The organism is Kribbella sp. NPDC050241, assembly GCF_044459685.1.
Taxonomy (GTDB): Bacteria; Actinomycetota; Actinomycetes; order Propionibacteriales; family Kribbellaceae; genus Kribbella.
Genome location: NZ_JBITJE010000005.1, coordinates 608,966 through 633,598 on the forward strand (window position 1 = coordinate 608,966; position 24,633 = coordinate 633,598).

The following is a 24,633-nucleotide window of genomic DNA, read 5'->3' on the forward strand; positions in this document are numbered from 1 at the left end:
GCCGCGCACCCGCCGGTCAGGGGTTACAAGGACCCAAACCCAGGTAGGGAAATGTCTACCGCGGCACGTACTCTAGGTGGCTGTCATGCGTACTTATGAGGTCCGCACCTACGGGTGCCAGATGAATGTTCACGACTCCGAGCGGCTGCGCGGGCTGCTGGAGGACGCGGGCTACGTCCGCGCGCCCGAGGGTGATCAGGCCGACGTGGTCGTCTTCAACACCTGCGCGGTCCGGGAGAACGCCGACAACAAGCTGTACGGCAATCTCGGTCACCTGGCGCCGGTGAAGGCCAAGACGCCGGGCATGCAGATCGCCGTCGGTGGGTGTCTGGCGCAGAAGGACAAGGCCAGCATCACCAAGAAGGCGCCGTGGGTGGACGTCGTCTTCGGCACCCACAACATCGGCTCGCTTCCGGCGTTGCTGGAGCGCGCGCGGGTGGAGCAGGAGTCGCAGGTCGAGATCCTCGAGGCGCTCGAGGTGTTCCCGTCCACGCTGCCGACCCGGCGTGAGTCGCCGTACTCGGCGTGGGTGTCGGTGAGCGTCGGCTGCAACAACACGTGCACGTTCTGCATCGTGCCGTCGCTGCGCGGCCGGGAGAAGGATCGCCGGCCGGGCGACGTACTCGCCGAGGTCGAGGCGCTGGTCGCCGAGGGCGTGCTGGAGGTGACCCTGCTCGGCCAGAACGTGAACTCGTACGGCGTCGAGTTCGGCGACCGCTACGCCTTCGGCAAACTGCTCCGGGCCTGCGGCACGATCGACGGACTGGAGCGGGTCCGGTTCACCTCGCCGCACCCGCGTGACTTCACCGCGGACGTGATCGAGGCGATGGCCGAGACGCCGAACGTGATGCCCTCGCTGCACATGCCGCTGCAGTCCGGCTCGGACCGGGTTCTGAAGGCCATGCGGCGCTCGTACCGTCGCGATCGGTATCTGAAGATCATCGAGGACGTGCGGGCCGCGATGCCCGACGCCGCGATCACCACCGACATCATCGTCGGCTTCCCCGGTGAGACCGAGGAGGACTTCCAGGGCACGCTCGACGTGGTCCGGCAGGCACGGTTCGCCGGTGCGTTCACCTTCCAGTACTCGAAGCGTCCCGGGACGCCGGCGGAGTCGATGGAGGACCAGGTCCCGCGCGACGTCGTCCAGGATCGGTACGAACGTCTGGTCGCGCTGCAGGACGACATGGCCTGGGACGAGAACAAGTTGACCGTCGGCCGGTCGCTCGAGGTGCTCGTTGCCGAGGGGGAGGGGCGCAAGGACGCCGCCACCCATCGACTCAGCGGCCGCGCGCGGGACAACCGGCTCGTCCACTTCGCGCTGCCGGAGGGCGTCGAGGCTCCGCGACCGGGTGACATGGCAACGGTCGAGGTCACGTACGCCGCGCCACACCACCTCGTCGCGGATGTCTTCGGTGCAGTACGACGTACGCGCGCCGGAGACGCCTGGGAGCGAGCCCAGGACGCACCGGCCTCGACACCAGGAGTGATGCTCGGCATGCCCACGATCGGAGCGAAGCCGCTGGAGCCCGCGGTCGGCGGGTGCCAGGTCGGATGAAGCTTCCAGCCGGCGCCGAGCCGTTCGCCAACGGGCGCGATGCGGACGTCTACGCCCTGAGCGACGGCCGGGTACTGCGGCGGTACCGCAACGGGCATCCGGTCCGCGACGAGGCCGAGTACATGCGGCATGTCGCGAAGTACGACTACCCGGTGCCGACGGTCTTCGAGGTCGACGGGCCGGACATGGTGATGCAGCGGATCGACGGTCCGACGCTGGGCGACGCCGCGATCGCGGGTCAGCTGACCGCGACCGAATTGGGTGAACTGCACGCCGACCTGCACCGGCGGCTGCATGCGATCCCGCCTCCGAGCGGTGCCGACGGGCTGGTCGTCGTGCACGGCGATCTGCATCCGCTCAATGTCATCGCGACGACCGATGGTCCGGTCGTCATCGACTGGTGCAACGCCGAGGAGGGACCGGCGGAGTTCGACGTCGCGATGAGCGCGATCATCTTCGCCCAGGTCGCCCTCGACCCGGCGTTCGCGGAGCTGTCACCCCTCCTGCGCGAGGCTCTCGGCAGCTACCTCGCACACTCCATCGACCCGACGCCCGGTCTGCCCGCCGCGCTCCGTGCTCGGAGCAACAATCCCACCCTCTCCAGCGAGGAGCTGGCGATGCTGCCGGCCCAGGAAGCCCTGATCCGCTCACATCTCTAGGCGTTCAGGAACTGGGACGGCTTGAGGGCGCGGGTGACGATGCGGAGCTCGCCGATGTGGCCGGCGAAGGACTGCTCGATCACGTTGGCGTAGTGGTTCGCACCCAGGAGCCAGGGCTTGTCGGCGGTCGCCAGTCCGTTGGACGTGGTGGCCGGATTGCGGAGCAGCGGCGACGAGTCGACGTACAAGGTGCTGTGCCTTCCGTCGTTGACCACCGCGAGGTGGAACCACTGTCCGGCGACCTGTTCGTGGCCCCAGTTGGTGAACGTGTCGTTGCGGTCGAGCGGGTACACGGCCCACTGCAGTTGGCGTCCGCCGGAGAACGCAAGGTTGACCACCGGCTCCGACGGATCGCTGCCGGTCTTGCCCGCATCCGCGCCGGTGCCCATCCGGCTCAGTAGGCCCTCCCAGGCGTGGTCGGCGTCGTCGTCGGCCAGCTTCACGAACGCCTCGATCGTGTAGCCGTTGGTGAAGGTGAGGGCGTTGAGCGGCGCGCCGTCGGCGGTCCGCAGGTAGCCGCCGCGGGCCGGGTTCTTGCCGCCGGAGAACAGCCAGCTGGCGTGCCCGGGCTGATCCGGGTGGTACTCCGTCGAGGCCTGCGGTCCATCGCCGGCCAGTTGCACGCGGGTCAGGTGGTTGCCCTTGCCTGAGTGGTCGACCACCTTGTCGGTGACCGGCCCGTCGAAGCGCCAGTACGCCGCCGTACCCGGAATGACGAGTTGCGCGGCCGGCCGCGCGGGGCGGACCGGGACGGGGTCGAAGCTGGCGAACCGCTCGGTGAAGTCGATCGGGATGCTGAACCGGTTGGTGTCGTCGGTCAGCTCCAGATCGCCCTCGGCCAGCGCGTTGCGCTTGGCCGGGTCCTGGCCGAGGAGCCATGGCGCGATCGTCTCGATGTCGATCGTGTTCCGGGCCAGGTCGAAGTGGTAGAGCCGGATCATCCCGGATCCGCCGTAGTACCGGTCCTGGTAGTTGGTCAGGTGCAGGTGTACGTCGTGGCCGGCGGCGTTCTGGCGGACGACCCGGCCAGGCGGCCAGAAGTGGCCGTTCAGCGTGAGGAAGATCTGGTCGTTGCCGTTCACCAACTGGTCCCAGACCCGGTTGCCGTGGTCGGTGAAGTACGCCACCGGCCGGCCGTGGTCGGCGTTCACCAACTCGTGCGTGGTCAGGATGACCGGCAGCTTCGGGTGTTTGGCGATCACGTCCCGCGCCCAGGCGAGGCTGGCGTCCGACGGCCGCCAGTCCATTGCCAGCAGCAACCATTGCCGCCCGGCTGCGCGGAACACGTGGTACGAGTTGTACCCGTTCGGCGTCGAGCCGCCGTACGTCGCCATCCGCCGGAACCGCTGCGGCGGGAACGTCTGCAAGTACGCCGAGTCGCCGCGGGTGTCGTCCTTCGACGCGTCGATGTCGTGGTTGCCGGCGAGAACGGAGTACGGCATCCGGGCCCGGTCGAGGATCTTGAACACCGGGTCCGCCTGGGCGAACTCGGACGCCTGCGCGTTCTCGACCACGTCACCGAGGTGCGCGGTGAAGACGATGTTCTCGGCCGAGCGCTGGTCGATCAGGTACTCGAAGCTCGCGGTCAGCGGCGCCGGGTCGCCGCGGTCCAGGTCGAACTGGTACTGCGTGTCCGGCACGACGGCGACCGTGAACCGCGGGTGCTCGGTGTCGATCCGCCCGCCCGATGCCTTGCTCGCCTGGGTTGCCTGGGTCGCCGCCGCTGCGGCCCCTCCGGTGCTCAGCGTGCCCGATGCGAGCACCGCACCCGCGCCGAGTGCACCCGCCTGCAACAGTCGCCGCCGGCTCGTCCCGTCGTACCGCTCGTCCATCGCTCGCCTCCGAAGCTCGCTGACATCGCAGCGAACTCTAGAGCGAGGGAATCTAAGCGTCGGTGAACTCAGTCGAAACCGTGGGCGATCACCGCGGGAAGGCCGTCACCGGCCAGACCGGCCAGCACCCGCGCCTCGTGCGGAACGACCGGGTCGGGAAGCTTGTCCAGCGAGTACCACTCCAGGCCGCCTGCCTTGTCCGGCTCCATCAGCCGGGGCTCACCGCTCCAGCGGGACGTCGTGAAGAAGAAGTCGACCCGCTCATCGATCGGGTCACCGTTCCCACCGGTCCGGTGCATCGCGGTCACCGGCACGAGATCCGCCGGATCGATCTCCACTCCAACCTCTTCCCGCACCTCCCGCACCGCCGCCTCGAGCACCGACTCGCCCTTCTCCACATGCCCTGCCGGCACCGCCCAATACCCATCCATGTAACCGGTGTTGGCCCGGAGCATCATCAACACCTCATCCCCCCGCCGCAACACCACATAAGCCGCCGGAACCACCCGAAACCGATCCATACAAGCACCCTAATCACCCCCGCCGACAACCCAGCCCGACCTCCGGAAAGGACTCATCCTCCGAGGGCTACGGGTAAGAAATCCTGTGGCGGTGGTTGGTGGGCTGGTGACAGGGTGGCGCGTATGCCGGATGTCGTGGTGCCGCTGACGGTGAGGGATCTGGTTGCTGAGGATCTGTACGCGGGGTTCTCCGGCTGGACGGATACGCATCTTGCGGGGACGTTGGAGGTCCTTGAACGGGCGAAGCGCGGGGATGTGGACTTCCTCGCGGTCTGTCCGCCGTCGGGGATTCCTGTGGCGACCGGCGGGGTCGACTACGCCAAGCCTTCGGGTGTGCCGGTCCTTTGGCAGCTGGAGGTTGATGCGCCGCTACGGTCCTGTGGCATCGGCACGGTCCTCGTCCAGGCGTTGGAGGAGCGGATCCGCGGACGTGGTCTCACCTTGGCCGAGCTGGGAGTGGACGAGAACGCCGCACGGCCGCGTGCACTCTACGAACGCCTCGGGTACGTCGTGGTCGGCCGCGAGCCTGGCGGCTGGAATCGGGAGACACCGGACGGCACCGTGACCCGGTACGAAACGATGATCACCGTCCTCCGCAAGACGCTTGCCTGACCCTCCGCCTGGACCGGCCGTGGACCAGCGAGCCGTCGGGGAGGATGTGCACATGAACGAGGACGAGGACTTCCTGGCTGAGCAGGCGCAGCTCGCTGGGGCGCAAGCCGAAGCCGATGCCGAACGGATCCGGCTGGAGGCCGAGGACGCCACCGCCGACCCGGCGGCTCAGCAGGAGTGGATCCGCCAGTCCAACCTGATCTACGGCGGACTGGGTGCCGCCGGTCTGGTCGTGGTGCAGCCATTCCTGACCGAGCCCTCGCTCGACCCGTCGGCGATGGTGTGTGTCATCGCGTTCGCCGTCTCGATCCCGTTGCTTGCCGCGCTCCTGGTGCTGAATCGGCAGGAGGAGTTTCGTCGTCGAGCGAGCAGGTCACCGTTGGTCGGACTGGCCAAGGCAGTCGCACAAGGCTCGGCGTTCGTCGGCATCACTGCGGCGTTCTGGCACATGTCCATGATCGCGGGGATCGTGTTCCTGGCCGTGGGGTTCGTCGCGGTGGGAGTGCATTCCTCGGGGTACGTGCGACTGGAGTACGACTCCAAGTTCCGCTCGAGATTCACTCGCCGCCGGGCTCCTGAGGCGTAACCACCGCGCGGGCGTTGACCTCTCGTACGGCGTCGGCGATGGCGCGGAAGTCCTTCTTGAGGATCGCGCCGTGGCTGCTGGCGACCTTCGCGCTGAGCTCGAGGTTCGGGTTCCGCTCGAAGACCTGATCGAGGCTCGCGCGAATTCGTTCCTGCTCGTCACCCTTGCTGCCGAACGACGACCCCGACGCAAGCACGTACCGCACCGGGACGCTGATGTTGTCCAGCACCGGGCCGAGCTCACTTTCCCGGGAGATCTTGCCGAGCTCGATGTTGCACTCGGCCTGCTGTTCGGCGCTCAACCGCGGTACCAGACCCGTCGGGCGCAGCAGCGGCGTGAACCAGCCCATCCGCCGGAACAGCTTCCGGATCCGCTGCTCCATGGCCTCGTCCAGCCAGTCGTACGGTTCCGCGCCGTCAACCAGGACCGCGCCGATCGCACGCCCCGGATTCCGGCTGGCCCAATGCGCCGCGACGAACGCTCCGTACGACCAGCCCACCACCAGCGCCCGGTCCACACCCCGGGCCGCGAGTACGGCGTCGACATCCCGTACGGCGGCCTCGAACGAATAGTCCGCGGAACGCTTCGACTTCTTGCCGCGCCCCCGCTCGTCGTAGCTGATGTGCCGCCACCCCGACCCCAGCTCGGAGATCACCCGCCGCCAATACCCCTGAGTCGCAAACTGCCCATTGAGATACACCACAGGAACGCCGGACCCGCCGGTGTCCGTAACGGCCAGAGCCGTGTCATCAACCGACACCATGCCGGCCCATTCAGAGTCGGTCGAGGGAATGCTGTTCTTCGTCATGCAACCACCATCAATCCCCGCCCTGACACCCCTCTGACACCATCCTGACGCGCCCGCCCACCTCCTCGAGCCCGCACGAGCCTGCGCGGTCCGAGATCTGTTCAGCCCATCGCGAGAGGACCCTGCTGTGATTGTGGTACGCCCAGCCACTGCCGATGACATCGACGAGCTTCTGAGGCTCACTGAAGAGCTGGACCGCTTCTACGGCGGCACAGACCTGGATCCTGTCGAGTTTCGACGTCAACAAGTTCACGAGGCCCTCTTCGGTGACATGCCGGCGGCCCAGGTGCTGCTCGCGCTGGAGGGCGAGACGGTGGTCGCCTTCGCTTCCTACTCGTACCTCTGGCCCGCCGTCGGCCTGACACGTTCGCTCTATCTCAAGGAGCTCTACGTTTCGCAGGCGATGAGCCGTCGCGGCGCCGGCCGCGCACTCATGGAGTCGTTGCTCGAGACGGCCCGCAAGAACGGCTGCAGTCGAGTGGAGTGGACAACCGACGTACACAACTCCGCCTCGAGCACTAGATGTGGACTGGCCTCACTCTGTGCGCCCATCAACCATCGATCCGCCGCCGTGATGGTTGACCGGTGCTCAAGGTGAGGTGCCGCCGCCGGGCGACAACCCACGACTGCGTGACTGCACCGATCACCGGAAACTTTTCGTCGCTGGGCGCACCTTTGTTTCCGAAGATCGCGACGGTCGGTGAGTGCGTGTGATGGGTCAGCGCGCCGCCGGAGGCGGCTGGATGGACAGCCGCGTCGTTTCTGGGCTGCCAGATCCGTGGAGCCGTGGCGGCGTGTCATGCAGGCCGAAGGGCCGCGAGGATTCTCGCGGCCCTTCGGGTGGTGCGGTCAGGCGGGGCGGTTCGTGCCGGGGATGTCGTCGTTCTGGCCGTCGAGGCCGTCCAGGCCCTCCTTGGCCTTCTCGACACCCTGGTCGATCTTGTCGCCGTACTTGCCGCCGGTCTTCTCGTCGACGAAGTCACCGGCCTTGTCCAGACCCTCGCCGACCTTGTCGCCGTGCTGGTCGACCAGGTCGCCGGCCTTGTCCTTCAGGCCCTCGGCCTTGCCCTTGAACTTGTCGAAGATGCCCATCGTCGGGCTCCCATTCCTGCGTAGTGAACTGCTTACGGACAGCTAGCGGTGATCTTCGCACCTCCCGGCCCCGAACTGTGGGACCTGCACCGCCGCCGTCGTGACAGGAATTAGCTGTCGCCGCCGGGCCTGGACTCGACGTCACCACCGCTGCCGTCAGGTTCGGACTCGACGTCGCCGCCGGAGTCGGACTCGACGTCACCGCCGCTGAACTCGACGTCGCCACCACTGCGCTTCAACTCGACGTCCCCACCACTGCGCTTTGCGGCAGCAAGGTCCTCTTTGCTGTCGCCCCCCAGGTCCAGCGCGTCTTTCGCCGCGTCAGACTCTTCCTCGAACGGATTCGTCACAGCGTCATTCCTCCCGTATCGGTGTTGCGATCATCAAGATGAGTCCTACCGAACTTTCCGGGTCAACCACAAGCCCGGTGCCGGGTTTTGGTGCACTCTTCAACTGATCCTCGCCAGGGCGATGGAGCGGGGGCGGCAGAGACACTGACACACTGGAGTGATGGCCGAACCACTCGTCGTCGCGGTCGTCGGCCCCACCGCGGCCGGCAAGTCCGACCTGTCCGTTGCCCTGTGCAAACGCCTGGGTGGCGAGGTGGTGAACGCGGACGCGATGCAGGTGTACCGCGGCATGGACGTCGGTACGGCGAAGATCACGGCGGCCGAGCGCGCCGGCGTACCGCATCATCTGCTCGACATCCTCGACGTCACCCAGACCGCGACCGTGGCCGAGTTCCAGCAGTTGGCGCGGGCCGCGATCGACGACTGTGTCAGCCGGAGCGTGGTGCCGGTGCTGGCCGGCGGTTCCGCGTTGTACGTGCGCGCGATCCTCGACGACTTCGAGTTCCCCGGTACGGACGCCGCCGTACGCAAAAAGCTGGAAGCGGAGCTCGAACGCGTCGGATCCGGAGCGCTGCACCAGAAGCTCGCCGAGGTGGATCCGAAGGCCGCCGAGCAGATCCTGCCGAGCAACGGGCGACGGATCGTCCGGGCGCTGGAGGTCATCGAGATCACCGGCGGGCCGTACGTCGCGACGTTGCCCGAGCATCACTATGTCTACCCGGGTGCGGTGCAGCTCGGTCTCGACGTACCGCGGCCGGAGCTGGACGAGCGGATCGGCCGGCGGGTGGACCGGATGTTCGACGCGGGTTTCGTGGACGAGGTGCGAGATCTGCTGAACAAGGGTTTGCTTGAAGGGAAGACGGCCAACCGTGCCCTCGGCTACTCGCAGGTGATCGCGTTGCTCGACGGTGAGATCAGCGAGCAGGAGGCGCGGGAGCGGACCGCGCAGTCCACCCGCCGGTTCGCGCGGCGGCAGGACTCGTGGTTCCGTAAGGACCAACGCATCGTGTGGCTCCCGTACGACGACCCCGATCTGGTGGAGAAGGCACTGAACGTGATAGCCGAAGGCAACCGAAGGGGGACCGGCGGCGTAGTCGGGGTGGAAGAGGGCCCAGCCGATGGCCGGGGGTCCGTCGATGCGAGGGGGTGACCGTGAGGCCGAGTTCCGCGAGTACCTGCTTGCGGACCGCACCCGACTGATGAGAACGGCGTTGCTGCTCACCGCGGGGGATGTGCACACCGCCGAAGATCTGGTCCAGACCGCCTGCACCCGCGTGTACGTGCACTGGCACCGGATCAAGCACGAGGGCGCCGGACCGTATGCGCACCGCATCCTGGTCAACGCCTTCCTGGACGAGCGCCGCTGGGCCGGCCGCCACCCCGAGGTGGTGACCGCGGAGACGCTCGAGCCGCGGCTGACCGACGAGGCGGACCCGGTGGACACGCTGGCCGTCCGGCGGGCGCTGCTGGATCTCACACCGCGGCAGCGGGCGGTCCTGGTGCTGCGGTACTTCCAGGATCTCGACGTGGCGACCTGTGCGCGGATCTTGCAATGCACCGAGGGGACCGTGAAGAGCCAGACCGCGAAGGCGCTGAAGAGACTGAAGGACCTGATGACCGACGAACCGTCGGATCAGGCGACCGGGAGTAGTTGAGGAGAAGTGGACGAGGTCAAGAGGTTGCTGGAGGGGTTCGCCGACGAGGCCGCCGATGGGCTGCCGACGGCGGATATCGACGCGGACGTCGCGCGTGGGCGCCGGGCGTTGCGCCGGATCAAGCGGCGTCGCCGGGTGACCGGTGTGCTGTGCGTGGCGGCGGTCTCAGCGGCCGTGCTCGCGATCGGCAACCAGGTGAAGTGGTGGGGGAACCCGGGGACCGAGGTCGCCGGTGGACCGGCCGACAGCGAGACCGCGCAGGCAGCGCCGTCGTCCTCGTCACCCGCGCCGGCCGAAGGCGGCGAGACCATGTCGATGTTCGGTGCGTCCGTGGTCGAACTGGTCGCGAACCAGCAGTCCTGGAACACGATCGGCTGCACCCTCGCCCCGAAGGGCTGGAGCGCCGAGACCCCGATCGCCCAGGACCGCGTCATCCTGTCCCGGCCGACGATGCGGACCGCGGACACCGACACCAAGGTGGTCCTGCAGGCGGCTCCGGAGGCGCGCACGCTCGCATCGGTCCAGGTCACCCAGTCGGCCGGCAAGACGTTCCACATCGGCCGGCTCGAAGGCCGCGTCGCCGGTCAGGTGCAGCTGCCCGATCGGTGGCTCCTGGTCGAGCTTCCGGCCGGCGACAAGGACTGGAACCCCGAGCTGCTCCGCCGCTTCCTGGACTCCTGCACAGTGACCTAACAGGAAACTGACCGGGGAACTAGCCGCGCCACAACTGGCGCGCAGGCCCCGTTCGGGATAGGCAAGGGCTTGACCCTGTACGCCGACGCCCCGCGGGAGAACCTGGTGAAGAAGCTGGTCGCATCCCTGTCTGCAGGTGCCCTCGTCCTGTCCGGCCTGAGTGCGAGCGGCGCGGCCGCCGGCTCGCCGCAGCCGCCGGCCAAACATCCGACCGCCATCGGGTTCGGTGGTGCGGTCGCCTCGGTCGACCCCGAAGCCACGAACGCCGGCCTCGGCGTACTGCGCCGTGGCGGCAACGCCGTCGACGCCGCGGTAGCCACCGCCGCCGCGCTCGGCGTGACCGAGCCGTACTCCGCGGGAGTCGGCGGAGGCGGGTACTTCGTCTTCTACGACGCCAAGAAACACAAGGTGTTCACGATCGACGGCCGCGAGACCGCGCCCGCCACGATGCCCAACGACGCGTTCATCGACCCGGCCACCGGTCAGCCGTACCGCTTCACCCCGGAGCTGGTGACATCCGGCGTCTCGGTCGGCATCCCGGGCACCTTGGCGACCTGGGACTCGGCGTTGCGGCAATGGGGTTCGCTGTCGCTGGGCAAGGCGCTGAAGCCGGCCGCCGACCTGGCCGATCGGGGCTTCGTCGTGGACGACACCTTCCGCGGCCAGACCTTGGACAACAAGGCCCGGTTCAGCGCGATCGTGCCGACGGCCAAGCTGTTCCTGCCCGGCGGTGACGCGCCGAAGGTCGGCTCGGTGTTCAAGAACCCCGAGCTCGCCGACACCTACCGGATGCTCGGCAAGGAGGGCCTGTCGGCCTTCTACGGCGGCCCGCTGGCGTCCGAGATCGAGGCAGTGGTGAAGACCCCGCCCAAGGCCGAGGGCGCAACGTTGCCCGTGATGCCCGGCTACCTCACGACCAGCGACCTGTCCAAGTACAAGACGATCAACCGGGAGCCGACGAAGGTCCGGTACGACGGCCTGGATGTGTACGGCATGCCCCCTTCGTCGTCCGGTGGGACCACGGTCGGCGAGGCGCTGAACATCCTCCAGCCGCTCAATCTGGACAAGATGGACACCCCGCAGGCCTTGCACACCTACCTCGAGGCGTCCGCCCTCGCCTTCGCGGATCGAGCCGCGTACGTCGGTGATCCGGCGTACGTCGACGTACCGACGAAGGAGCTGTTGTCGCGCGGTTTCGGCGCCGAGCGGTCCTGCGCGATCGACCCGGAGCACGCCGCGACCAAGCCGGTGAAGGCTGGCTCGCCCGACGGCAAGTACTCGCAGTGCGCCAAGGGTGTAGCGACCACGCAGCGGCCGGACACGGAAGGTCTGTCGACCACACACTTGGTTGCCGCCGACAAGTGGGGCAACGTCGTCTCGTACACGCTCACGATCGAGCAGACCGGCGGCAGCGGCATCACGGTGCCGGGTCGCGGGTTCCTGCTGAACAACGAGCTGACCGACTTCTCTGCGGTTTACGACGAGGCCGACCCGAACCGGATCCAGCCGGGCAAGCGGCCGCGGTCGTCGATGTCGCCGACGATCGTGCTGCGCGACGGCAAGCCGTTCCTGGCGCTGGGTTCGCCGGGTGGATCGACCATCATCACGACCGTCCTGCAGACGCTGACGAACCGGCTCGACCGCGACATGACGTTGCCGGAGGCAATCGCGGCGCCGCGTGCGTCTCAGCGCAACGCCGCGACCGTGACGGCCGAGCCGCCGTTCATCGACGCGTACGACGCCGCCCTCAAGCCGTACGGCCACACGCTGGTCCCGTCGGGCGACGCGTTCACCTCGGCCGCGGAGATCGGTGCCGTTGCCGCGCTGGAGTTCCTGCCGGGCGGTGGGATCCTCGCTGCCGCTGAGCCGACGCGCCGCGGTGGCGGAGCGGCGGGAACGGTCAAACAGCTGTGGCCTAGATAGTCGTGATGATCGCGGCGACCAGGTCCGCACGTTCGGCCAGGCTCGCCGCGATCACCTGCTCGTGGACGGCGTGGGCACCCTTCCCTCGGGGGCCCAGGCCGTCCAGGGTCGGGATGCCCAGCCAGCCGGTCAGGTTCGTGTCGGCGGCGCCTGATGCCGGTGCACCACCGATCTCCTGACCAACCGATCGCGCGGCCGCCTGCACCTTCCGCAGCAGCTCATCGGTCGCCGCCGACGGCTGCCAGGCGGGCCGGTTCGACATCACCGACACCTGCAACTGGGCGTCGGGCCGGATTGGCTCGAGACTCGTCACGGCGTCCAGCACCGCCCGCTCGGTCTCCGGGTCGATGAACCGGAACCCGACATCGGCAGCGGCCGCCCCGGGTACGACGTTCGTCCGTCCACCTCCCGTGATCGTGCCGACGTTGCACAGCACGTCGTCGTACCCCGCGACCAAGGCGCGTACGGCGATCAGTTGGTCGATGAGCTCGTCGATCGCCGAGACTCCACGGCCGGGGTCGAGCGCGGCGTGCGCCTCCCGGCCCGTGACCTCGATGCGGACCCGGCTGCTGCCGCGGCGCGCGGTCTTGAGGTCGCCGTTCGGGAGCGGCGATTCGAAACCGAAGACGGCGACCACGCCGGACGATTCGGCGGTGACCAGCTCGCGGGCGGTCGGCGATCCAACCTCCTCGTCCGCGACCACGACGACGCGCACCGGGCGATGATCGCGATCCGCGATCTGCTCGAGCGCCGCCTCGAGGACGACCAGCCCGCCCTTCATGTCGAAGACGCCGGGACCGTGCAGCAGCCCGTCCTGCTCGCGCCAGGGCATCGCGTCGCGCAGTTGCCCGATCGGCCAGACCGTGTCGTGGTGACCGATGAAGAGCAGCGGCGCCTCAGCGGCGAGCGGACCGCGGCCGGGGAAGTCGGCAACGACGTGGTCGCCGGTCGGTGCCGCAACGCGACGGGCAGTCCCGCCGAGCTCGGCGTACCGGTCGAGGAGCCGGTCGGCGAAGGCGTTCAGGGCCTGGGCGGCACCGGTCGGCGTCTCGTGCCCGACGTACTCCCGGAGTCGATCGATCATCATAGATAGGCAACGTATCATCATTTGGGCACCAATTGACTCCCTTGTTGTCCAGGGGATTTACTCAGGATCTGTTACGTATCTTCGAGAGGAGTGGGCCGGTGCAGGACAGCTTCAGATCCGTCTCGCTCACCACCCAGGACCGGTACGCCGAGGCCGCGGCGCTGTATCGCGAGGTCTTCGGCTACCAGCACCCCGACTACGGGCTGAACCCGCGGCTGCTCGGTGCACTGGCGAGCAACGGCGGATCGGTGGTCGGCGTACTGGACGAGAGCGATCGGCTCGTCGCCTTCGCCTATGGCTTCTGTGGCACCGACAAACGCGGCTTCTACCACTACTCGCAGTCGGCCGTGGTCGCCGCCGGACACCAGGGCCGCGGCCTGGGCCGGCAGCTGAAGTACGCGCAGCGCGAGGTGGCGCTCGGCTCGGGCATGACCCGGATGCGCTGGACCTACGATCCGTTCCAGATCCGCAACGGCCACTTCAACTTCGATGTGCTCGGCGCCCGCGGTCGCTGGTTCGCCCCGGACATGTACGGACCCGGCACCGACCGGGTCGTCGTCGAGTGGGATCTGACCGACCAGCCCAACGCTGTCCCGGACCAGGAGCTGACCGAGCTGGTGATGCCGGCCGAGTCGACGGACAAGGACCGGCACGAGGTGCGAGCGGCGTTCGAGGAGTTGTTCGCCAAGGGTCTCGCCGCGGTGTCCTGCCGGCGGCTGCCGGACGGGAACGCCGTCTACTACTTCGGACCGGTGGACGATGTCTGACGATCTGCGGAACCGCGAACTGACCAGCCCGCAGGAGCGGTACGACGCCCGCCTCCAGCGCCGGTCGTCGACCCTGTTGCAGCGACGCGTGGTCGAGCAGGAGCGAGCCTCGATCGAGCAGGCACTCGACGAGATCCTGGCCGACGACTCGATCGCCCAGGCGGCCGCCCGGATCGTCGCCGCCCGCCGCCGGTTCATCATCGGCTCCGCGAAGTCGTTCTCCTACGCCTCGCTGCTCGCCTTCGACCTGAGTGCCGGTCTGTCCCAGGTGACGTTGATCGACGGCACCGTCGTCCGCGGTGTCGACGTACTGTCCGACGTCCGGTCGAGTGACCTGATGGTCGCGTTCTCGCTGCGCCGGTATCGCCGCGACACCGTCGAGATCGCCCGCAGATTCGTCGAGGCAGGTGGCGAACTCGTGGCCGTCACGGACTTCGAGGACGCGCCGCTGGCGAAGATCGCGGACCAGTCCATCTACGTCGCCACCGGCAGTGCGTCGTACGTCGACTCGCCGACGGTGGTGGCGGCCGTGCTGCACGTGCTGGCGACCCTGACCACGGCGAGCGCCAAGGGTGCGCGCCGGCGGCTGGGGGAGCGCGACCGCCTGAACACGGAGCTGGGCCTGTATGTCAACTGACCTGAAGATCACCGCGGCCCGGCTGCACCGGGTCCGGATGCCGCTGGTGCACGCCTTCCGCACCAGCTCGCACCGCAAGACCTACCTCGATCACATCCTCGTCGAGGTGGAGGACGCGTCGGGAGCCGTCGGCTGGGGCGAGATCGCTTCGCCATCGGATCCGTACTACGCGCCGGAGACCGTCGAGACGTGCTGGCAGATTGCCGAGCGCTACCTCCTTCCGGCCGTGCTCGGGCAGACCTGGGAGCGGCCCGAGCAGGTCCCGCAGTTGTGGGCCAAGGTTCGGGGCAACCAGTTCGCCAAGGCCGGCGTGGATGTCGCCGCCTGGGTGCTGTGGTCGACCGTGCGAGGTGTGCCGCTGGCCGAGGCACTCGGCGGAACGCGGACCGAGGTTGTCGCCGGGGTGTCGCTCGGGATCGAGCCGACGATCGACGATCTGCTGGCCGAGGTCGAGCGCCAGGTGGGAGCCGGGTATCCGCGGGTCAAGCTGAAGATCGCGCCCGGCTGGGACGTCGAACCGGTGCGTGCGGTGCGAGCGGCGTACCCGGACCTGGATCTCCATGTCGATGCCAACGGCATCTATTCCGCGGAGCAGTCGGACGGGCTGCGGGCGCTGGACGAGTTCGGCCTGACCATGATCGAGCAGCCGTTCGCGCCGCGGGACCTGCTCGCCCACGCCCGCCTGCAGCAGGCGATGACCACCCCGATCTGCCTGGACGAGAGCATCGAGACCCTCGACGACCTGGAGACCGCTCTGGCCCTCGAGGCGCTGAAGGTGCTCAACATCAAGGTGTCGCGGATGGGTGGCCTGACCGCCGCCCGCGCCGCGCATGACCGCGCTCAGCAGGCCGGCATCCCGGTCTGGTGCGGCGGCATGCACGAGTTCGGCATCGGTCGCGCCGCGAACGTCGCGATCTCCAGTCTCCCCGGATTCTCCCTCCCGTCGGACGTCTCCGCCTCGGAGAAGTACTACGCCCAGGACGTGATCACACCCGCGGTGACTGCCACCCGGGGTGTCGTCCAGGTGCCGACAGGAACCGGTCTCGGGCACACGGTCGACGCGGAGCTGATCGCCGCGAACACCGTTGCCACGCTGTCCCTCTGAACGAACAGGACTCTTGATGAGCCAGGACCAGAAGAGCACGACCACGTCTGCGAACGCTTACCAGGTCGAAGTCGCGCCCGGGCGCCGCCGGCTGGTGAACGCGCTGGCCGGGGCCGGGCTGGTCGTCTCGATCGTCGCCGGCCTGCTCACCGACGGCCCGACGCTGTGGGGTCTGCTGCCGATCGTGCTGTACGCCGTCCTGTGCCTGCTCGGCATGGACATCGTCGTCGGCACCGTCGTCGCGGTGCTGTCCGGCGTACTGATCGCGGGACTGAGCCCGATCGAGACCGGCACGTTGCTGGGCAAGTCGCTGGCCGACTCGGTGACCGCGATCGGCCTGATCATCGTGCTGGGCGCCGGCGTCGGCGAGGTCCTCAGGGTCACCGGCGTGGCGTCGACGATCGTGTCCGGCGTGATGCGGGTGGCCGGCAACCGCAGCAAGGTGGCGGTCGTGCTCGGCGTGATGGTCGCGTGCCTGATCCTCGTCGCCAGCCTCGGCACCCTCGCCGGAGCCCTGGCCATCGCGGCGCCGATCGTGCTGCCGATCACCGCGCGGCTGGGCTACACCCGCGCCGCGACCGCGTCGATGATCTTCATCGGCGGCTGCGCCGGCCTGACGATCGCGCCCTTCGCCGGTTCGAACGTCGCGATCATGACCGCGGCCGACGTCAACTACCTGACCTACCTCGGGTACGGCGCCGGACCGCTGGCACTGCTCTCGCTGGTGCTCGGACCGTTCGTGGTGGCCTACATCCAGCGCCGGACCGCGCGCACCGGCGACGAGTACGACCTTGCCGAACTCGTCTCCGACGACAGTGCGACGACCGCTCGGGCGCCACGCGCCGCGACTGCCACCTTCCTCGTCGTACTGCTCGGCAGTGTCGTGTACGCGACGGTGACCGAGGCCGGCACCAACTTCCCGCTGCTCGCGCTGCCGGTGCTGGGCGTCGTCACCGGGTTGGCCGGACGGCTCTCCGCGAAGGACATCGCCGAGCACATGTACCGCGGTGGCGCCAAGCTGATCAGCATCCTGTTGCTCTTCTGGTTGCTGGCGGCCCTCTTCGCGCTGATCGACCAGCTCGCGCCGTTCAAGGTCATCCTCGACCAGCTCGGTCCGGAGCTCGCGACGGTGTCCGGCTTCGGGGTGGCGATCGCGATCGCCTTGCTCGGCTGGGTCGGCGTACCGGGCGCGACCGCGGCCCAGGTCGTCCTGCTGGACAAGGTGTTCGGGACGCTGGCGGCGAGCGCCGGGGTCGGGCCGGGCGCCTGGGTTGTGGTGCTGCTGTTCGCGTCGAAGGCGGACACCTACGGCCCCTTCCCGAACGCCAACATGGTCGGTGCGATGGGCCTGGCCCGATCCTCCGACCTGAAGAGCATGCTGATCACCGGGTGGATGATGCTGGTGCCCGCCTGCGTGATGTACGCCGTGATATTGCTGGTGACAACATGATCGCGATCACGGGTGGCCTCGTCCTGGACGGCAGTGGTGCGGACGCAGTCGCTGCAACGGTACTGATCGACGGCGAGCGGATCGCCGACGTACTGCCGCCTGACTCCGCGCCGGCCGACGCCCAGGTGATCGATGCCGCGGGCAACATCGTGGCACCTGGGTTCATCGACCTGCACTCACACGCGGACTTCTCCGTGCGTACGTCGCCGGACGCGGCCACGCAGCTGCATCAAGGCGTCACCACACTGGTCACGGGGAACTGCGGCTGGTCGCCGTTCCCGATCACCGACCTGGAGTCCATGAAGGCCGGTACGGCGTTCCTCGACCCGCAGCACGACTGGTCGTGGCGGGACACGGCTGAGTTCGCTGCCCCGTTGCAACCCGCCGTGAACCTCGCACTGCAGGTGGGGCACTCGTCGCTCCGGATCGCGGCCATGGGCAGCGCCGAGCGGGCGCCGTCAGCGGACGAACTGCGGACGATGCAGGACCTGCTGCGGAAGGCCGCCGATCAAGGTGCTGTCGGTTTCTCGACTGGGCTGATCTACGCACCGGGCGCGTACGCAGAGTCCTCCGAGGTCGCTGCCCTGGTGGCGACCGCGGCCGAGTGCGGTCTGCTCTACTCGACGCACATCCGCAACGAAGGTGCGGACCTGCTCGAAGCATTGGGAGAGGCGATCGCCGCTGCAAGGGCCGCCGGAGCGAGACTCGAGGTCTCCCACCTGAAGGCAGTAGGCAAGGCGAACTACGGCCTCGTCACCGCCGCACTCGAGCTCCTCGACCAAGCCCGCGCAGACGGAGTCGACGTGGCCTGGGACGTCTATCCGTACACAGCCTCCAGTACGACGCTCACGGCCCGGCTACCCACGTGGGCGATGGACGGCGGCCCGCATGCCCTCCTGGCCAGGCTCGCCGATCGGACCGAACGGGGGCGCATCGCGGAGGCCATCCGGACCCGCGACCTGCTCGATGGGAACGCCGTCGTCATCGCGTCACTGCCACCCGGCCGGTACGAGGACTGCCGTGGTCTCAGCCTGGCCGAGATCGCTCGCCGCGACGAGGTGGACGCGGCCGAAGCCGCACTGCGCGTACTCGAACACCACCGGGCCGCGGTCAGCGTCGTCAACCACGCGATGAACGAGGACGACGTCGTCACCGTGCTGCAGCATCCGTGCACGAGCGTTGCGAGCGACGGCTGGATCCTCGACGCCACCGGCACCGGTCACCCGCATCCCCGCAACTTCGGCACATTCCCGCGCGTCCTCGGCCGCTACACCCGCGACCTCGGCGTCCTCACGTTGCCCGAGGCAATCCGGCGGATGACCTCGCTCCCGGCCTCCCGCCTCGGCTTCGACGACCGCGGTGTGGTGAAACCCGGTGCCGTCGCGGACCTCGTCGTACTGGATCCGGCTCAGGTCGCCGATCGGTCGACGTACGACGATCCCTGGCAACTGTCGGTCGGCATCGAGCACATGCTCGTCGCGGGCCAACCGGTGCTGACGGACGGCGTACCGACTGCCGCGCGGCCGGGCCGGGTGCTCACGCTTTCTTGAAACGCTTGGGCGCGGTCGGCAGCGGGGGAGGAGCGGTGGGCTCGTCCTCGGCCGCGGTCTCGAGCCACCCGTCGTACTCTGCCAGGACCTCGTCCACCTCGGCCCTGTCCACCTCGCGGAGTACGACGACCCAGGGGTGGTCCTCGTCATCGTCCTCGCCATGGAAGCGCCCGCGCCGGACCTGGCCGCCCAGCCGTTCGGCGGCCGCGTCGGCGTCCTCCTGCTCCCAGAAGTAGGCGATCAGCTCCATGAGGGACACCGTACGATCTTCGGTATGAGCACGTTTCCCTGGCTGAAGGGGCATGGCACGGAGAACGACTTCGTGATCCTGCCCGACCCCGACGGTTCGGTCCACGGGGACCTGGACGCGGACCTGGTGCGGTTCCTCTGCGACCGGCACGCGGGCCTCGGGGCGGACGGCGTACTGCGCGTGATCGAAGGCAGCAAGCAGTCGTATGTCGAGGACGGCGGCGACTGGTTCATGGACTACCGCAACTCCGACGGCTCGATCGCGGAGATGTGCGGGAACGGCGTACGGGTGTTCGCGAGGTATCTGGCCGAGGCGGGACTGACCGGGGACAAGCCGGTCCGGGTCGGGACCCGCGCCGGGGTCAAAGAGGTCGTGCAGAACGACGATGGCACGCTCACCGTGGACATGGGCGAGCCTGTGTTGCCCGGTCCGGTGGGCGTCGTCGTGGAGGCGAACGGTCACCAGTGGCCGGCCGTGCACGTGGACATGGGGAACCCGCACGCCGTGGCTTTCGTCGACGACCTGCGCGAGCCGGGCAACCTCTGCGACCAGCCCACCTGGTCGCCCCAGGAAGCGTTTCCCGCCGGCGTCAACCTGGAGTTCGTCGTACGGCGGGGTCCCCGGGACGTCGAGATGCGGGTGCACGAGCGCGGAGCGGGCGAGACGAGGTCCTGCGGGACCGGCACCTGTGCCGTCGCGGTGGCGGCCGCGCGGGCGGCCCGGGAGGAGCTGCCGGTCACGTACCGCGTCGGCGTACCGGGTGGTGAGGTCACCGTGACATGGCGCGCGGACAACCACCTGGAGCTGACCGGACCGGCCGTTCTGCACGCTCGCGGGGACTTCGATCGGACCTGGCTGCCTGCCTGAGCCTGGATCTGTCGAGCAACACGTCCAGCCACTGCCTCAAGCGGTCGGCCAACCCCTGAAATGGGGATCTCGCTCTGTTGGCTGGCGGGTTATGTACTCGCTGACCGGAAACTACCCGCCAGTCATCACATAACCCGCCAGCCGCACCACCGACGATCGGGTCCAGCCTGCTGGTTTCTGACGGGTGCATTTCGACAGGACGTATCGACACGACCCGGCCGGTCCCAGGCGTGATTGCGGCCCGCCGACCACCATCTCGGGCCGACACCTCCTGTCGAGATGCACAGCCCATCCACCCCGGAACAGCCGCAGCCATCCGGGCCGGACACCAGCGATGCTTCACCCCGAGCACGCCCCCGCACCGAGCAGCGAGGCCTGAATGGTGGCCGGATCATGGGCCGCTGGAGCGCTGGTGTCGGCGGATGGAGCGGCCCGTCCAGGCATTGATCAGGAATTCGGGCAGCGCGTGGGGCGTTGACTACTGTTAATCGGGTCGCTTGTACTGGTGGCCCGTGCCACGATGGAAGGTATATGACGACCCATTCGAACTTTTACGACGAGACCACCGACGTCGAACTTGACCTCATCGAGGGCGATGACTCCGGCGATTCGTTGACGGGTCACGACTCGCACGATTCCGAGCTCAGTACCGAGGGGCTCGAGCTCGAAGAACGCCAGGCGCTCCGCCGCGTAGTCGGCATGTCGACCGAGCTGACCGACATCAGCGAGGTCGAGTACCGCAAGCTGCTGCTCGAGCGGGTGCTGCTGGTCGGCGTCTGGACCGAGGGCAGCGCCGAGGACGCGGAGAACTCGCTGGCCGAGCTGAAGCTGCTCGCCGAGACCGCCGGTTCCGAAGTACTGGACGGTGTGATCCAGCGGCGGAAGAAGCCGGACCCGGCGACCTTCATCGGTTCCGGCAAGGTGGCCGACCTGCGCAACCTGGTCGCGTCGCTCGGCGCGGACACGGTGATCGCGGACGGCGAGCTGGCGCCCGCGCAGCTGCGCAACCTGGAGGACAAGCTCAAGGTCAAGGTGGTCGACCGGACCGCGCTGATCCTGGACATCTTCGCCCAGCACGCGAAGAGCAAGGAAGGCAAGGCCCAGGTCGAGCTGGCCCAGCTGCAGTACATGAAGCAGCGCCTGCGTGGTTGGGGTGGCAACCTGTCCCGCCAGGCCGGTGGACGCGTCGGTGCGGCCGGTGGCGGTATCGGTGGCCGTGGTCCCGGTGAGACCAAGATCGAGACCGACCGGCGCCGGATCAACACCAAGATCTCCAAGCTGCGGCGTGAGCTGAAGGGCATGAAGGGCACGCGGTCGACGATGCGCCAGGAGCGCCGCCGGCACGCGATCCCGTCGGTCGCGATCGCGGGCTACACCAACGCCGGCAAGTCCTCGCTGCTGAACAAGATCACCGGTGCCGGTGTTCTGGTCGAGAACGCCCTGTTCGCGACCCTGGACCCGACCACCCGACGGACGACGACGTCCGACGGCCGCGTGTACACGTTCACCGACACGGTCGGGTTCGTCCGGCACCTGCCGCACGACATCGTCGAGGCGTTCCGGTCGACGCTGGAGGAGGTCGCGGACGCGGACCTGCTGCTGCACGTGGTCGACGGATCGCACGCCGACCCGTTCGCGCAGATCCAGGCGGTTCGCGAGGTGCTGAGCGAGATCGGCGCCGCGGACGTCCCGGAGATCATCGTCATCAACAAGGCCGACCTGGCCGACCCGATGGCGCTGGCCCCGATCCTGCACCGCGAGCCGCGCGCGATCGTCGTCTCGGCCCGCACCGGCGAGGGCATCGACAAGCTGAAGTCGCTGGTCGAGGCCTCGCTGCCGCAGCCGGACGTAGCGCTCGACCTGCTGCTCCCGTACGAGCGTGGTGACCTGGTCTCCCGGATCCACTCCGAGGGCTCGGTCGACCAGCTGGAGCACACCGCGGACGGCACCCGCGTCACCGCCCGGGTCCACCCGGATCTGGCCGGCGACCTGACGCCGTACCAGGTGGCAACCGCTCAGTAAGGCAGACAAAGACAACGGCCCCGGGAGGATCTCCCGGGGCCGTTGTCTTGTGCTCAGCGGGTCAGCTGCGCTTGGACACCTGGACCTTCATGGTCGTCCCGGTGCGGGACACGACCTTGATGTTGACCCCGTTGTTCGGGACCTTCACGCTGCTCGTCGGCAGGTCCGCCGACCAGTACTGCTTGCTGTCGTTGAACGTCGGTACGGCGTCCTGGCCGCGGATGTAGCTCGCCTGCCCGTTGATGTGCAGGGTGAACGAGTCCGCCTTCTCCAGACCGAACGGCGCGTCGTACGCGCTCACCCGCGGCCGCCAGACCTGACCGTCGATCCGGTTGATCGGGGTCGGGTGCGAGTCGATCGGCAGGATCAGCCCGCCACCGGGGTGGGTGTTGGTGTTGTTGTCGTTGAACGAGGTGTCCCAGTACCAGACCAGCAGGCCGTCCTGGTACGGGAAGTGCTCGACCCGGTCCGGCAGGGTGTTCAGCCAGCCGAAGTTGTACGGACCGGTCTTCAGGTACTGGTCCTGGGCGACGTAGTTGATGTGCGACGCCAGATAGAAGTTGTCGTGCATGCTGGTGAAGCTCGCGCCCTGGGCGCTGAAGCCGTTCAGCGTCCAGCCGTCCGGCGAGGTCTCCGCGCCGGAGGTCAGCACCGTGGTCGTCCCGGACGTCACGTTGATCTCGTCGGCGAAGAAGCCCTTGCCGCCGGTGTTCGGGTCGGTGGTGTAGCGGAACTGCAGACCGACCGTCTTGCCCGCGTAGGCGGACAGGTCGAAGGTCGCCGGCTTCCAGCCGTTGCTCTTGCCGTCGATGCCGTTGCCCTCGGCCGCGTTGGCGATGGTGCCGGGGATCGGCTTGTAGCCGGTGCCGTCGTTCACCTCGACGTAGGCGTAGTCACACGCCGTCGTACCGCAGTCCTCGATGTCCCAGTTGGCCTGGAACGTGAGGCTGGCCGCTGCCCCGGCGGGCAGCGTGACCTGACGGTTCATCGTGTGGGTGAAGTTGTCGCCGGCGCCGCTCCACCACGACTTGGTCCCGGCCGCTGGTGGCACCAGTTCGTTGACGCGCGCCTTCTTCGGCAGCGTCACCACCAACCCCTGGGCCTTGCTCGAGTTGTATTCGTGCGGGCCGAGCTCGAGCGTCCGCTTCTGGCCGGAGTTGACGATCTCGTAGTCCAGCCATCCCAGCTGCAGCTTGTCCCACGCGTTCAGGTCGGCCGCGCGCTCGCCGAGCCCGCCGTCGGTGGCCGCGCTGACCCGGCTCTGGGCCATCAGGGTCCACCAGTTCACGCCGTTCTCGACCGCCGCACCGGAGGTGTCGTACTCGTCCGGCAGGCCGAGGTCGTGCGCGTACTCGTGCGCGAAGACGCTGACGCCGCCGTTCTCCGGCTGGATCGTGTAGTCGCCGACCCACATGCCGGTGTCGCCGATCTGGGCGCCACCGATCGGGTTGTCCGCCGGGCCGCCGGGGAAGCCGGCGTACCAGCGGTGCGACCAGATCGCGTCCTCACCCTGCTGCGGGTCGCCGTCGGCCTGGTCGCCGCCGGCGTGCACGATCTGGAAGTGGTCGATGAAGCCGTCCGGCTCGTTGAAGTTGCCGTCGCCGTCGAAGTCGTAGCGGTCCCACTGGTCGAACGTCTTCAGGTCGGCGGTGATCTGCGCCTTGGTGCGGCCGGCCGCCTCCTGGTCGGCGACCCACTGGTTCACCGCGTCCTGGATCAGGAACCAGGTGTTGTTGCAGACGTTGCCGGTGCAGGGGAAGCCGTTCGAGCGACCGTAGCGGGCCTCGTTGTACCTCACCTTGACCCAGTCGGTGACCTCACCGGAGACCGAGTAGCGGCCCGAGGACTGCGTCTCGTAGTACTTCTTCACGGAGTTGCCGTTGCCGAAGTACATGTCCTGGAAGTGCTGCTGGTTGTAGTCGGCCTGCCAGACGGTGGAGTTGTCGACCGACCGGTCCGGCTGGGGGATCGCGTTGTGCAGCGGCCCCTCGAACGTCGCCGGGCCGGGGATGCTCGGTGCCTGGTCCTTGTCCGGGTAGCTGGGGTGCCGCTCGTTGCCGAACTCGGCCAGGATCACGAAGATCCGGTCGGTCTTCTCCCGGCTCAGCTCGACGTACTGGTCGACCGTCTGCTGGGCCTTCGGGCCGGTCTGGCCCTTGGCCGCGGCCGACTTGGTGCCGACCTTCACGACCGTGCTGGCGCCGCGTTTCTCGGCCTTGGCGGTGCCGTTCAGCACCTTCGTCAGCGCTTCCTGGCGCAGTTCGCGACGCTGGTCCTCGAGCGGGCTCGACAACTCGTCGGACGTCTGGGCCGGCTCGCTGGCGCTCGTGGCTGCCGGAGCCCCTTCAGGCGGGGCGGCGGCGCCGGACGAAGCCATGCTCAGTCCGAACGTCACCGCAAGGGCCAGGCTGAACAGCCCGGCGGGTAGCTTGCGCACGATTCCCCTCCATGCATTGGTCGCTGCCACCGCGATGGTGACGCGGCGTGATCGAAGCTCCCCCGAGCGTGTTTTGCGCGAGAGTACGGCGAAAACCGGCAGACCTGAAGTGGATAGCGGAAAATCCGGGAAACCTGGGGGGAATCCTGCGCCATGCGTAGAACTACCTGAC

General features: G+C 68.3%; 24 protein-coding genes. 16 read left to right on the top strand and 8 right to left on the bottom strand.

Annotated elements, in window-relative coordinates; translation table 11 throughout:
- The first annotated feature begins 85 nt into the window (after positions 1–85).
- Both miaB and ACIBG5_RS26470 read left to right on the top strand, forming a co-directional pair.
- Positions 86–1,558 (top strand): tRNA (N6-isopentenyl adenosine(37)-C2)-methylthiotransferase MiaB, encoded by a 1,473-nt coding sequence (gene miaB, locus ACIBG5_RS26465; protein WP_396394115.1) that lies wholly within the window; start codon positions 86–88, stop codon positions 1,556–1,558.
- On the top strand, positions 1,555–2,217 hold the full coding sequence (locus ACIBG5_RS26470) for a phosphotransferase (protein ID WP_396394116.1): 663 nt from the start codon (positions 1,555–1,557) through the stop codon (positions 2,215–2,217). The genes miaB and ACIBG5_RS26470 overlap by 4 nt, the downstream gene beginning before the upstream one ends.
- Here the strand turns inward: ACIBG5_RS26470 and ACIBG5_RS26475 are convergent.
- Both ACIBG5_RS26475 and ACIBG5_RS26480 read right to left on the bottom strand, forming a co-directional pair.
- Entirely contained in the window at positions 2,214–4,049 is a 1,836-nt protein-coding gene (locus ACIBG5_RS26475; RefSeq protein ID WP_396394117.1) for a LamG-like jellyroll fold domain-containing protein, read from the bottom strand. The two genes, ACIBG5_RS26470 and ACIBG5_RS26475, sit on opposite strands and share 4 nt — an antisense overlap.
- 68 nt (positions 4,050–4,117) lie before the next feature.
- Positions 4,118–4,570 (bottom strand): NUDIX domain-containing protein, encoded by a 453-nt coding sequence (locus ACIBG5_RS26480; RefSeq protein WP_360452166.1) that lies wholly within the window; start codon positions 4,568–4,570, stop codon positions 4,118–4,120.
- Positions 4,571–4,693: 123 nt separating this feature from the next.
- Here ACIBG5_RS26480 and ACIBG5_RS26485 point away from each other — a divergent pair, with 123 nt between their 5' ends.
- Both ACIBG5_RS26485 and ACIBG5_RS26490 read left to right on the top strand, forming a co-directional pair.
- Positions 4,694–5,182: a GNAT family N-acetyltransferase gene (locus tag ACIBG5_RS26485; protein WP_396394118.1), complete on the top strand. Its 489-nt coding sequence runs from the start codon at positions 4,694–4,696 to the stop codon at positions 5,180–5,182.
- A gap of 52 nt (positions 5,183–5,234) precedes the next feature.
- The gene (locus ACIBG5_RS26490; RefSeq protein ID WP_396394119.1) at positions 5,235–5,768 is read left to right on the top strand and encodes a hypothetical protein; all 534 of its coding nucleotides are present in this window, start codon (positions 5,235–5,237) and stop codon (positions 5,766–5,768) included.
- Here ACIBG5_RS26490 and ACIBG5_RS26495 read toward each other — a convergent pair.
- Positions 5,740–6,576 carry an alpha/beta fold hydrolase gene (locus ACIBG5_RS26495; RefSeq protein ID WP_396394120.1) on the bottom strand — a complete coding sequence of 279 codons (837 nt, stop codon included), beginning with the start codon at positions 6,574–6,576 and terminating at the stop codon, positions 5,740–5,742. The genes ACIBG5_RS26490 and ACIBG5_RS26495 overlap by 29 nt on opposite strands.
- A gap of 127 nt (positions 6,577–6,703) precedes the next feature.
- On the opposite strand from ACIBG5_RS26495, the gene ACIBG5_RS26500 reads away from it, so the two are divergent.
- Positions 6,704–7,174, top strand: coding sequence for a GNAT family N-acetyltransferase (locus ACIBG5_RS26500; RefSeq protein ID WP_396394121.1), 471 nt, complete (start codon positions 6,704–6,706; stop codon positions 7,172–7,174).
- A gap of 251 nt (positions 7,175–7,425) precedes the next feature.
- Here ACIBG5_RS26500 and ACIBG5_RS26505 read toward each other — a convergent pair whose 3' ends face one another.
- Both ACIBG5_RS26505 and ACIBG5_RS26510 read right to left on the bottom strand, forming a co-directional pair.
- Complete coding sequence (locus ACIBG5_RS26505) at positions 7,426–7,668, bottom strand: antitoxin (RefSeq protein ID WP_396394122.1); 243 nt, start codon at positions 7,666–7,668, stop codon at positions 7,426–7,428.
- Positions 7,669–7,778: 110 nt separating this feature from the next.
- On the bottom strand, positions 7,779–8,018 hold the full coding sequence (locus ACIBG5_RS26510; protein ID WP_360452156.1) for a hypothetical protein: 240 nt from the start codon (positions 8,016–8,018) through the stop codon (positions 7,779–7,781).
- Positions 8,019–8,178: 160 nt separating this feature from the next.
- Here ACIBG5_RS26510 and miaA point away from each other — a divergent pair, with 160 nt between their 5' ends.
- The 4 genes from miaA (at position 8,179) to ggt (ending at position 12,289) form a co-directional block, all read left to right on the top strand.
- Complete coding sequence (miaA, locus tag ACIBG5_RS26515; RefSeq protein WP_396394123.1) at positions 8,179–9,168, top strand: tRNA (adenosine(37)-N6)-dimethylallyltransferase MiaA; 990 nt, start codon at positions 8,179–8,181, stop codon at positions 9,166–9,168.
- Positions 9,155–9,673, top strand: a complete 519-nt coding sequence (locus ACIBG5_RS26520; protein ID WP_396394124.1) for a sigma-70 family RNA polymerase sigma factor — start codon at positions 9,155–9,157, stop codon at positions 9,671–9,673. Before miaA ends, ACIBG5_RS26520 begins: the two co-directional genes overlap by 14 nt.
- Positions 9,674–9,679: 6 nt before the next feature.
- The gene (locus tag ACIBG5_RS26525) at positions 9,680–10,366 is read left to right on the top strand and encodes a hypothetical protein (RefSeq protein WP_396394125.1); all 687 of its coding nucleotides are present in this window, start codon (positions 9,680–9,682) and stop codon (positions 10,364–10,366) included.
- Positions 10,367–10,435: 69 nt separating this feature from the next.
- The gene (gene ggt, locus ACIBG5_RS26530) at positions 10,436–12,289 is read left to right on the top strand and encodes a gamma-glutamyltransferase (protein ID WP_396394126.1); all 1,854 of its coding nucleotides are present in this window, start codon (positions 10,436–10,438) and stop codon (positions 12,287–12,289) included.
- Here the strand turns inward: ggt and ACIBG5_RS26535 are convergent.
- Positions 12,282–13,376 carry a M20/M25/M40 family metallo-hydrolase gene (locus ACIBG5_RS26535; protein WP_396394127.1) on the bottom strand — a complete coding sequence of 365 codons (1,095 nt, stop codon included), beginning with the start codon at positions 13,374–13,376 and terminating at the stop codon, positions 12,282–12,284. The genes ggt and ACIBG5_RS26535 overlap by 8 nt on opposite strands.
- Positions 13,377–13,474: 98 nt before the next feature.
- Here ACIBG5_RS26535 and ACIBG5_RS26540 point away from each other — a divergent pair, with 98 nt between their 5' ends.
- Genes ACIBG5_RS26540 through ACIBG5_RS26560 form a run of 5 tightly spaced genes read left to right on the top strand, consistent with a single transcriptional unit; the run spans position 13,475 to position 18,885 of the window.
- Positions 13,475–14,143 carry a GNAT family N-acetyltransferase gene (locus ACIBG5_RS26540; protein ID WP_396394128.1) on the top strand — a complete coding sequence of 223 codons (669 nt, stop codon included), beginning with the start codon at positions 13,475–13,477 and terminating at the stop codon, positions 14,141–14,143.
- A complete protein-coding gene (locus ACIBG5_RS26545) occupies positions 14,136–14,780 on the top strand; it encodes a MurR/RpiR family transcriptional regulator (RefSeq protein ID WP_396394129.1) in 645 nt (214 codons plus the stop codon). Before ACIBG5_RS26540 ends, ACIBG5_RS26545 begins: the two co-directional genes overlap by 8 nt.
- Complete coding sequence (gene menC, locus ACIBG5_RS26550; RefSeq protein ID WP_396394130.1) at positions 14,770–15,885, top strand: o-succinylbenzoate synthase; 1,116 nt, start codon at positions 14,770–14,772, stop codon at positions 15,883–15,885. The genes ACIBG5_RS26545 and menC overlap by 11 nt, the downstream gene beginning before the upstream one ends.
- A gap of 16 nt (positions 15,886–15,901) precedes the next feature.
- Entirely contained in the window at positions 15,902–17,335 is a 1,434-nt protein-coding gene (locus ACIBG5_RS26555) for a Na+/H+ antiporter NhaC family protein (RefSeq protein WP_396394131.1), read from the top strand.
- Positions 17,332–18,885, top strand: a complete 1,554-nt coding sequence (locus tag ACIBG5_RS26560; protein ID WP_396394132.1) for an amidohydrolase family protein — start codon at positions 17,332–17,334, stop codon at positions 18,883–18,885. The genes ACIBG5_RS26555 and ACIBG5_RS26560 overlap by 4 nt, the downstream gene beginning before the upstream one ends.
- Here the strand turns inward: ACIBG5_RS26560 and ACIBG5_RS26565 are convergent.
- On the bottom strand, positions 18,872–19,135 hold the full coding sequence (locus tag ACIBG5_RS26565; protein ID WP_396394133.1) for a hypothetical protein: 264 nt from the start codon (positions 19,133–19,135) through the stop codon (positions 18,872–18,874). The two genes, ACIBG5_RS26560 and ACIBG5_RS26565, sit on opposite strands and share 14 nt — an antisense overlap.
- Before the next feature lie 24 nt (positions 19,136–19,159).
- Between ACIBG5_RS26565 and dapF the strand changes: the two genes are divergently transcribed.
- Positions 19,160–20,002, top strand: a complete 843-nt coding sequence (dapF, locus tag ACIBG5_RS26570) for a diaminopimelate epimerase (protein WP_396394134.1) — start codon at positions 19,160–19,162, stop codon at positions 20,000–20,002.
- A 531-nt stretch (positions 20,003–20,533) separates the two neighbouring features.
- Complete coding sequence (hflX, locus tag ACIBG5_RS26575; protein ID WP_396394135.1) at positions 20,534–22,024, top strand: GTPase HflX; 1,491 nt, start codon at positions 20,534–20,536, stop codon at positions 22,022–22,024.
- 61 nt (positions 22,025–22,085) lie between these two features.
- Here hflX and ACIBG5_RS26580 read toward each other — a convergent pair whose 3' ends face one another.
- Positions 22,086–24,461 carry an immune inhibitor A domain-containing protein gene (locus tag ACIBG5_RS26580; protein ID WP_396394136.1) on the bottom strand — a complete coding sequence of 792 codons (2,376 nt, stop codon included), beginning with the start codon at positions 24,459–24,461 and terminating at the stop codon, positions 22,086–22,088.
- Positions 24,462–24,633 lie beyond the last annotated feature (172 nt).

Coding starts and splice junctions, on each gene's coding strand:
- ACIBG5_RS26505 (WP_396394122.1), bottom strand. CDS start 7,668: ATGGGCATCTTCGACAAGTTCAAGGGCAAGGCCGAGGGCCTGAAGGAC.
- ACIBG5_RS26495 (WP_396394120.1), bottom strand. CDS start 6,576: ATGACGAAGAACAGCATTCCCTCGACCGACTCTGAATGGGCCGGCATG.
- ACIBG5_RS26565 (WP_396394133.1), bottom strand. CDS start 19,135: ATGGAGCTGATCGCCTACTTCTGGGAGCAGGAGGACGCCGACGCGGCC.
- ACIBG5_RS26560 (WP_396394132.1), top strand. CDS start 17,332: ATGATCGCGATCACGGGTGGCCTCGTCCTGGACGGCAGTGGTGCGGAC.
- ACIBG5_RS26475 (WP_396394117.1), bottom strand. CDS start 4,049: ATGGACGAGCGGTACGACGGGACGAGCCGGCGGCGACTGTTGCAGGCG.
- ACIBG5_RS26555 (WP_396394131.1), top strand. CDS start 15,902: ATGAGCCAGGACCAGAAGAGCACGACCACGTCTGCGAACGCTTACCAG.
- hflX (WP_396394135.1), top strand. CDS start 20,534: ATGACGACCCATTCGAACTTTTACGACGAGACCACCGACGTCGAACTT.
- ACIBG5_RS26490 (WP_396394119.1), top strand. CDS start 5,235: ATGAACGAGGACGAGGACTTCCTGGCTGAGCAGGCGCAGCTCGCTGGG.
- dapF (WP_396394134.1), top strand. CDS start 19,160: ATGAGCACGTTTCCCTGGCTGAAGGGGCATGGCACGGAGAACGACTTC.
- ACIBG5_RS26485 (WP_396394118.1), top strand. CDS start 4,694: ATGCCGGATGTCGTGGTGCCGCTGACGGTGAGGGATCTGGTTGCTGAG.
- ACIBG5_RS26520 (WP_396394124.1), top strand. CDS start 9,155: ATGCGAGGGGGTGACCGTGAGGCCGAGTTCCGCGAGTACCTGCTTGCG.
- ACIBG5_RS26535 (WP_396394127.1), bottom strand. CDS start 13,376: ATGATGATCGATCGACTCCGGGAGTACGTCGGGCACGAGACGCCGACC.
- miaB (WP_396394115.1), top strand. CDS start 86: ATGCGTACTTATGAGGTCCGCACCTACGGGTGCCAGATGAATGTTCAC.
- menC (WP_396394130.1), top strand. CDS start 14,770: ATGTCAACTGACCTGAAGATCACCGCGGCCCGGCTGCACCGGGTCCGG.
- ACIBG5_RS26470 (WP_396394116.1), top strand. CDS start 1,555: ATGAAGCTTCCAGCCGGCGCCGAGCCGTTCGCCAACGGGCGCGATGCG.
- miaA (WP_396394123.1), top strand. CDS start 8,179: ATGGCCGAACCACTCGTCGTCGCGGTCGTCGGCCCCACCGCGGCCGGC.
- ACIBG5_RS26545 (WP_396394129.1), top strand. CDS start 14,136: ATGTCTGACGATCTGCGGAACCGCGAACTGACCAGCCCGCAGGAGCGG.
- ACIBG5_RS26480 (WP_360452166.1), bottom strand. CDS start 4,570: ATGGATCGGTTTCGGGTGGTTCCGGCGGCTTATGTGGTGTTGCGGCGG.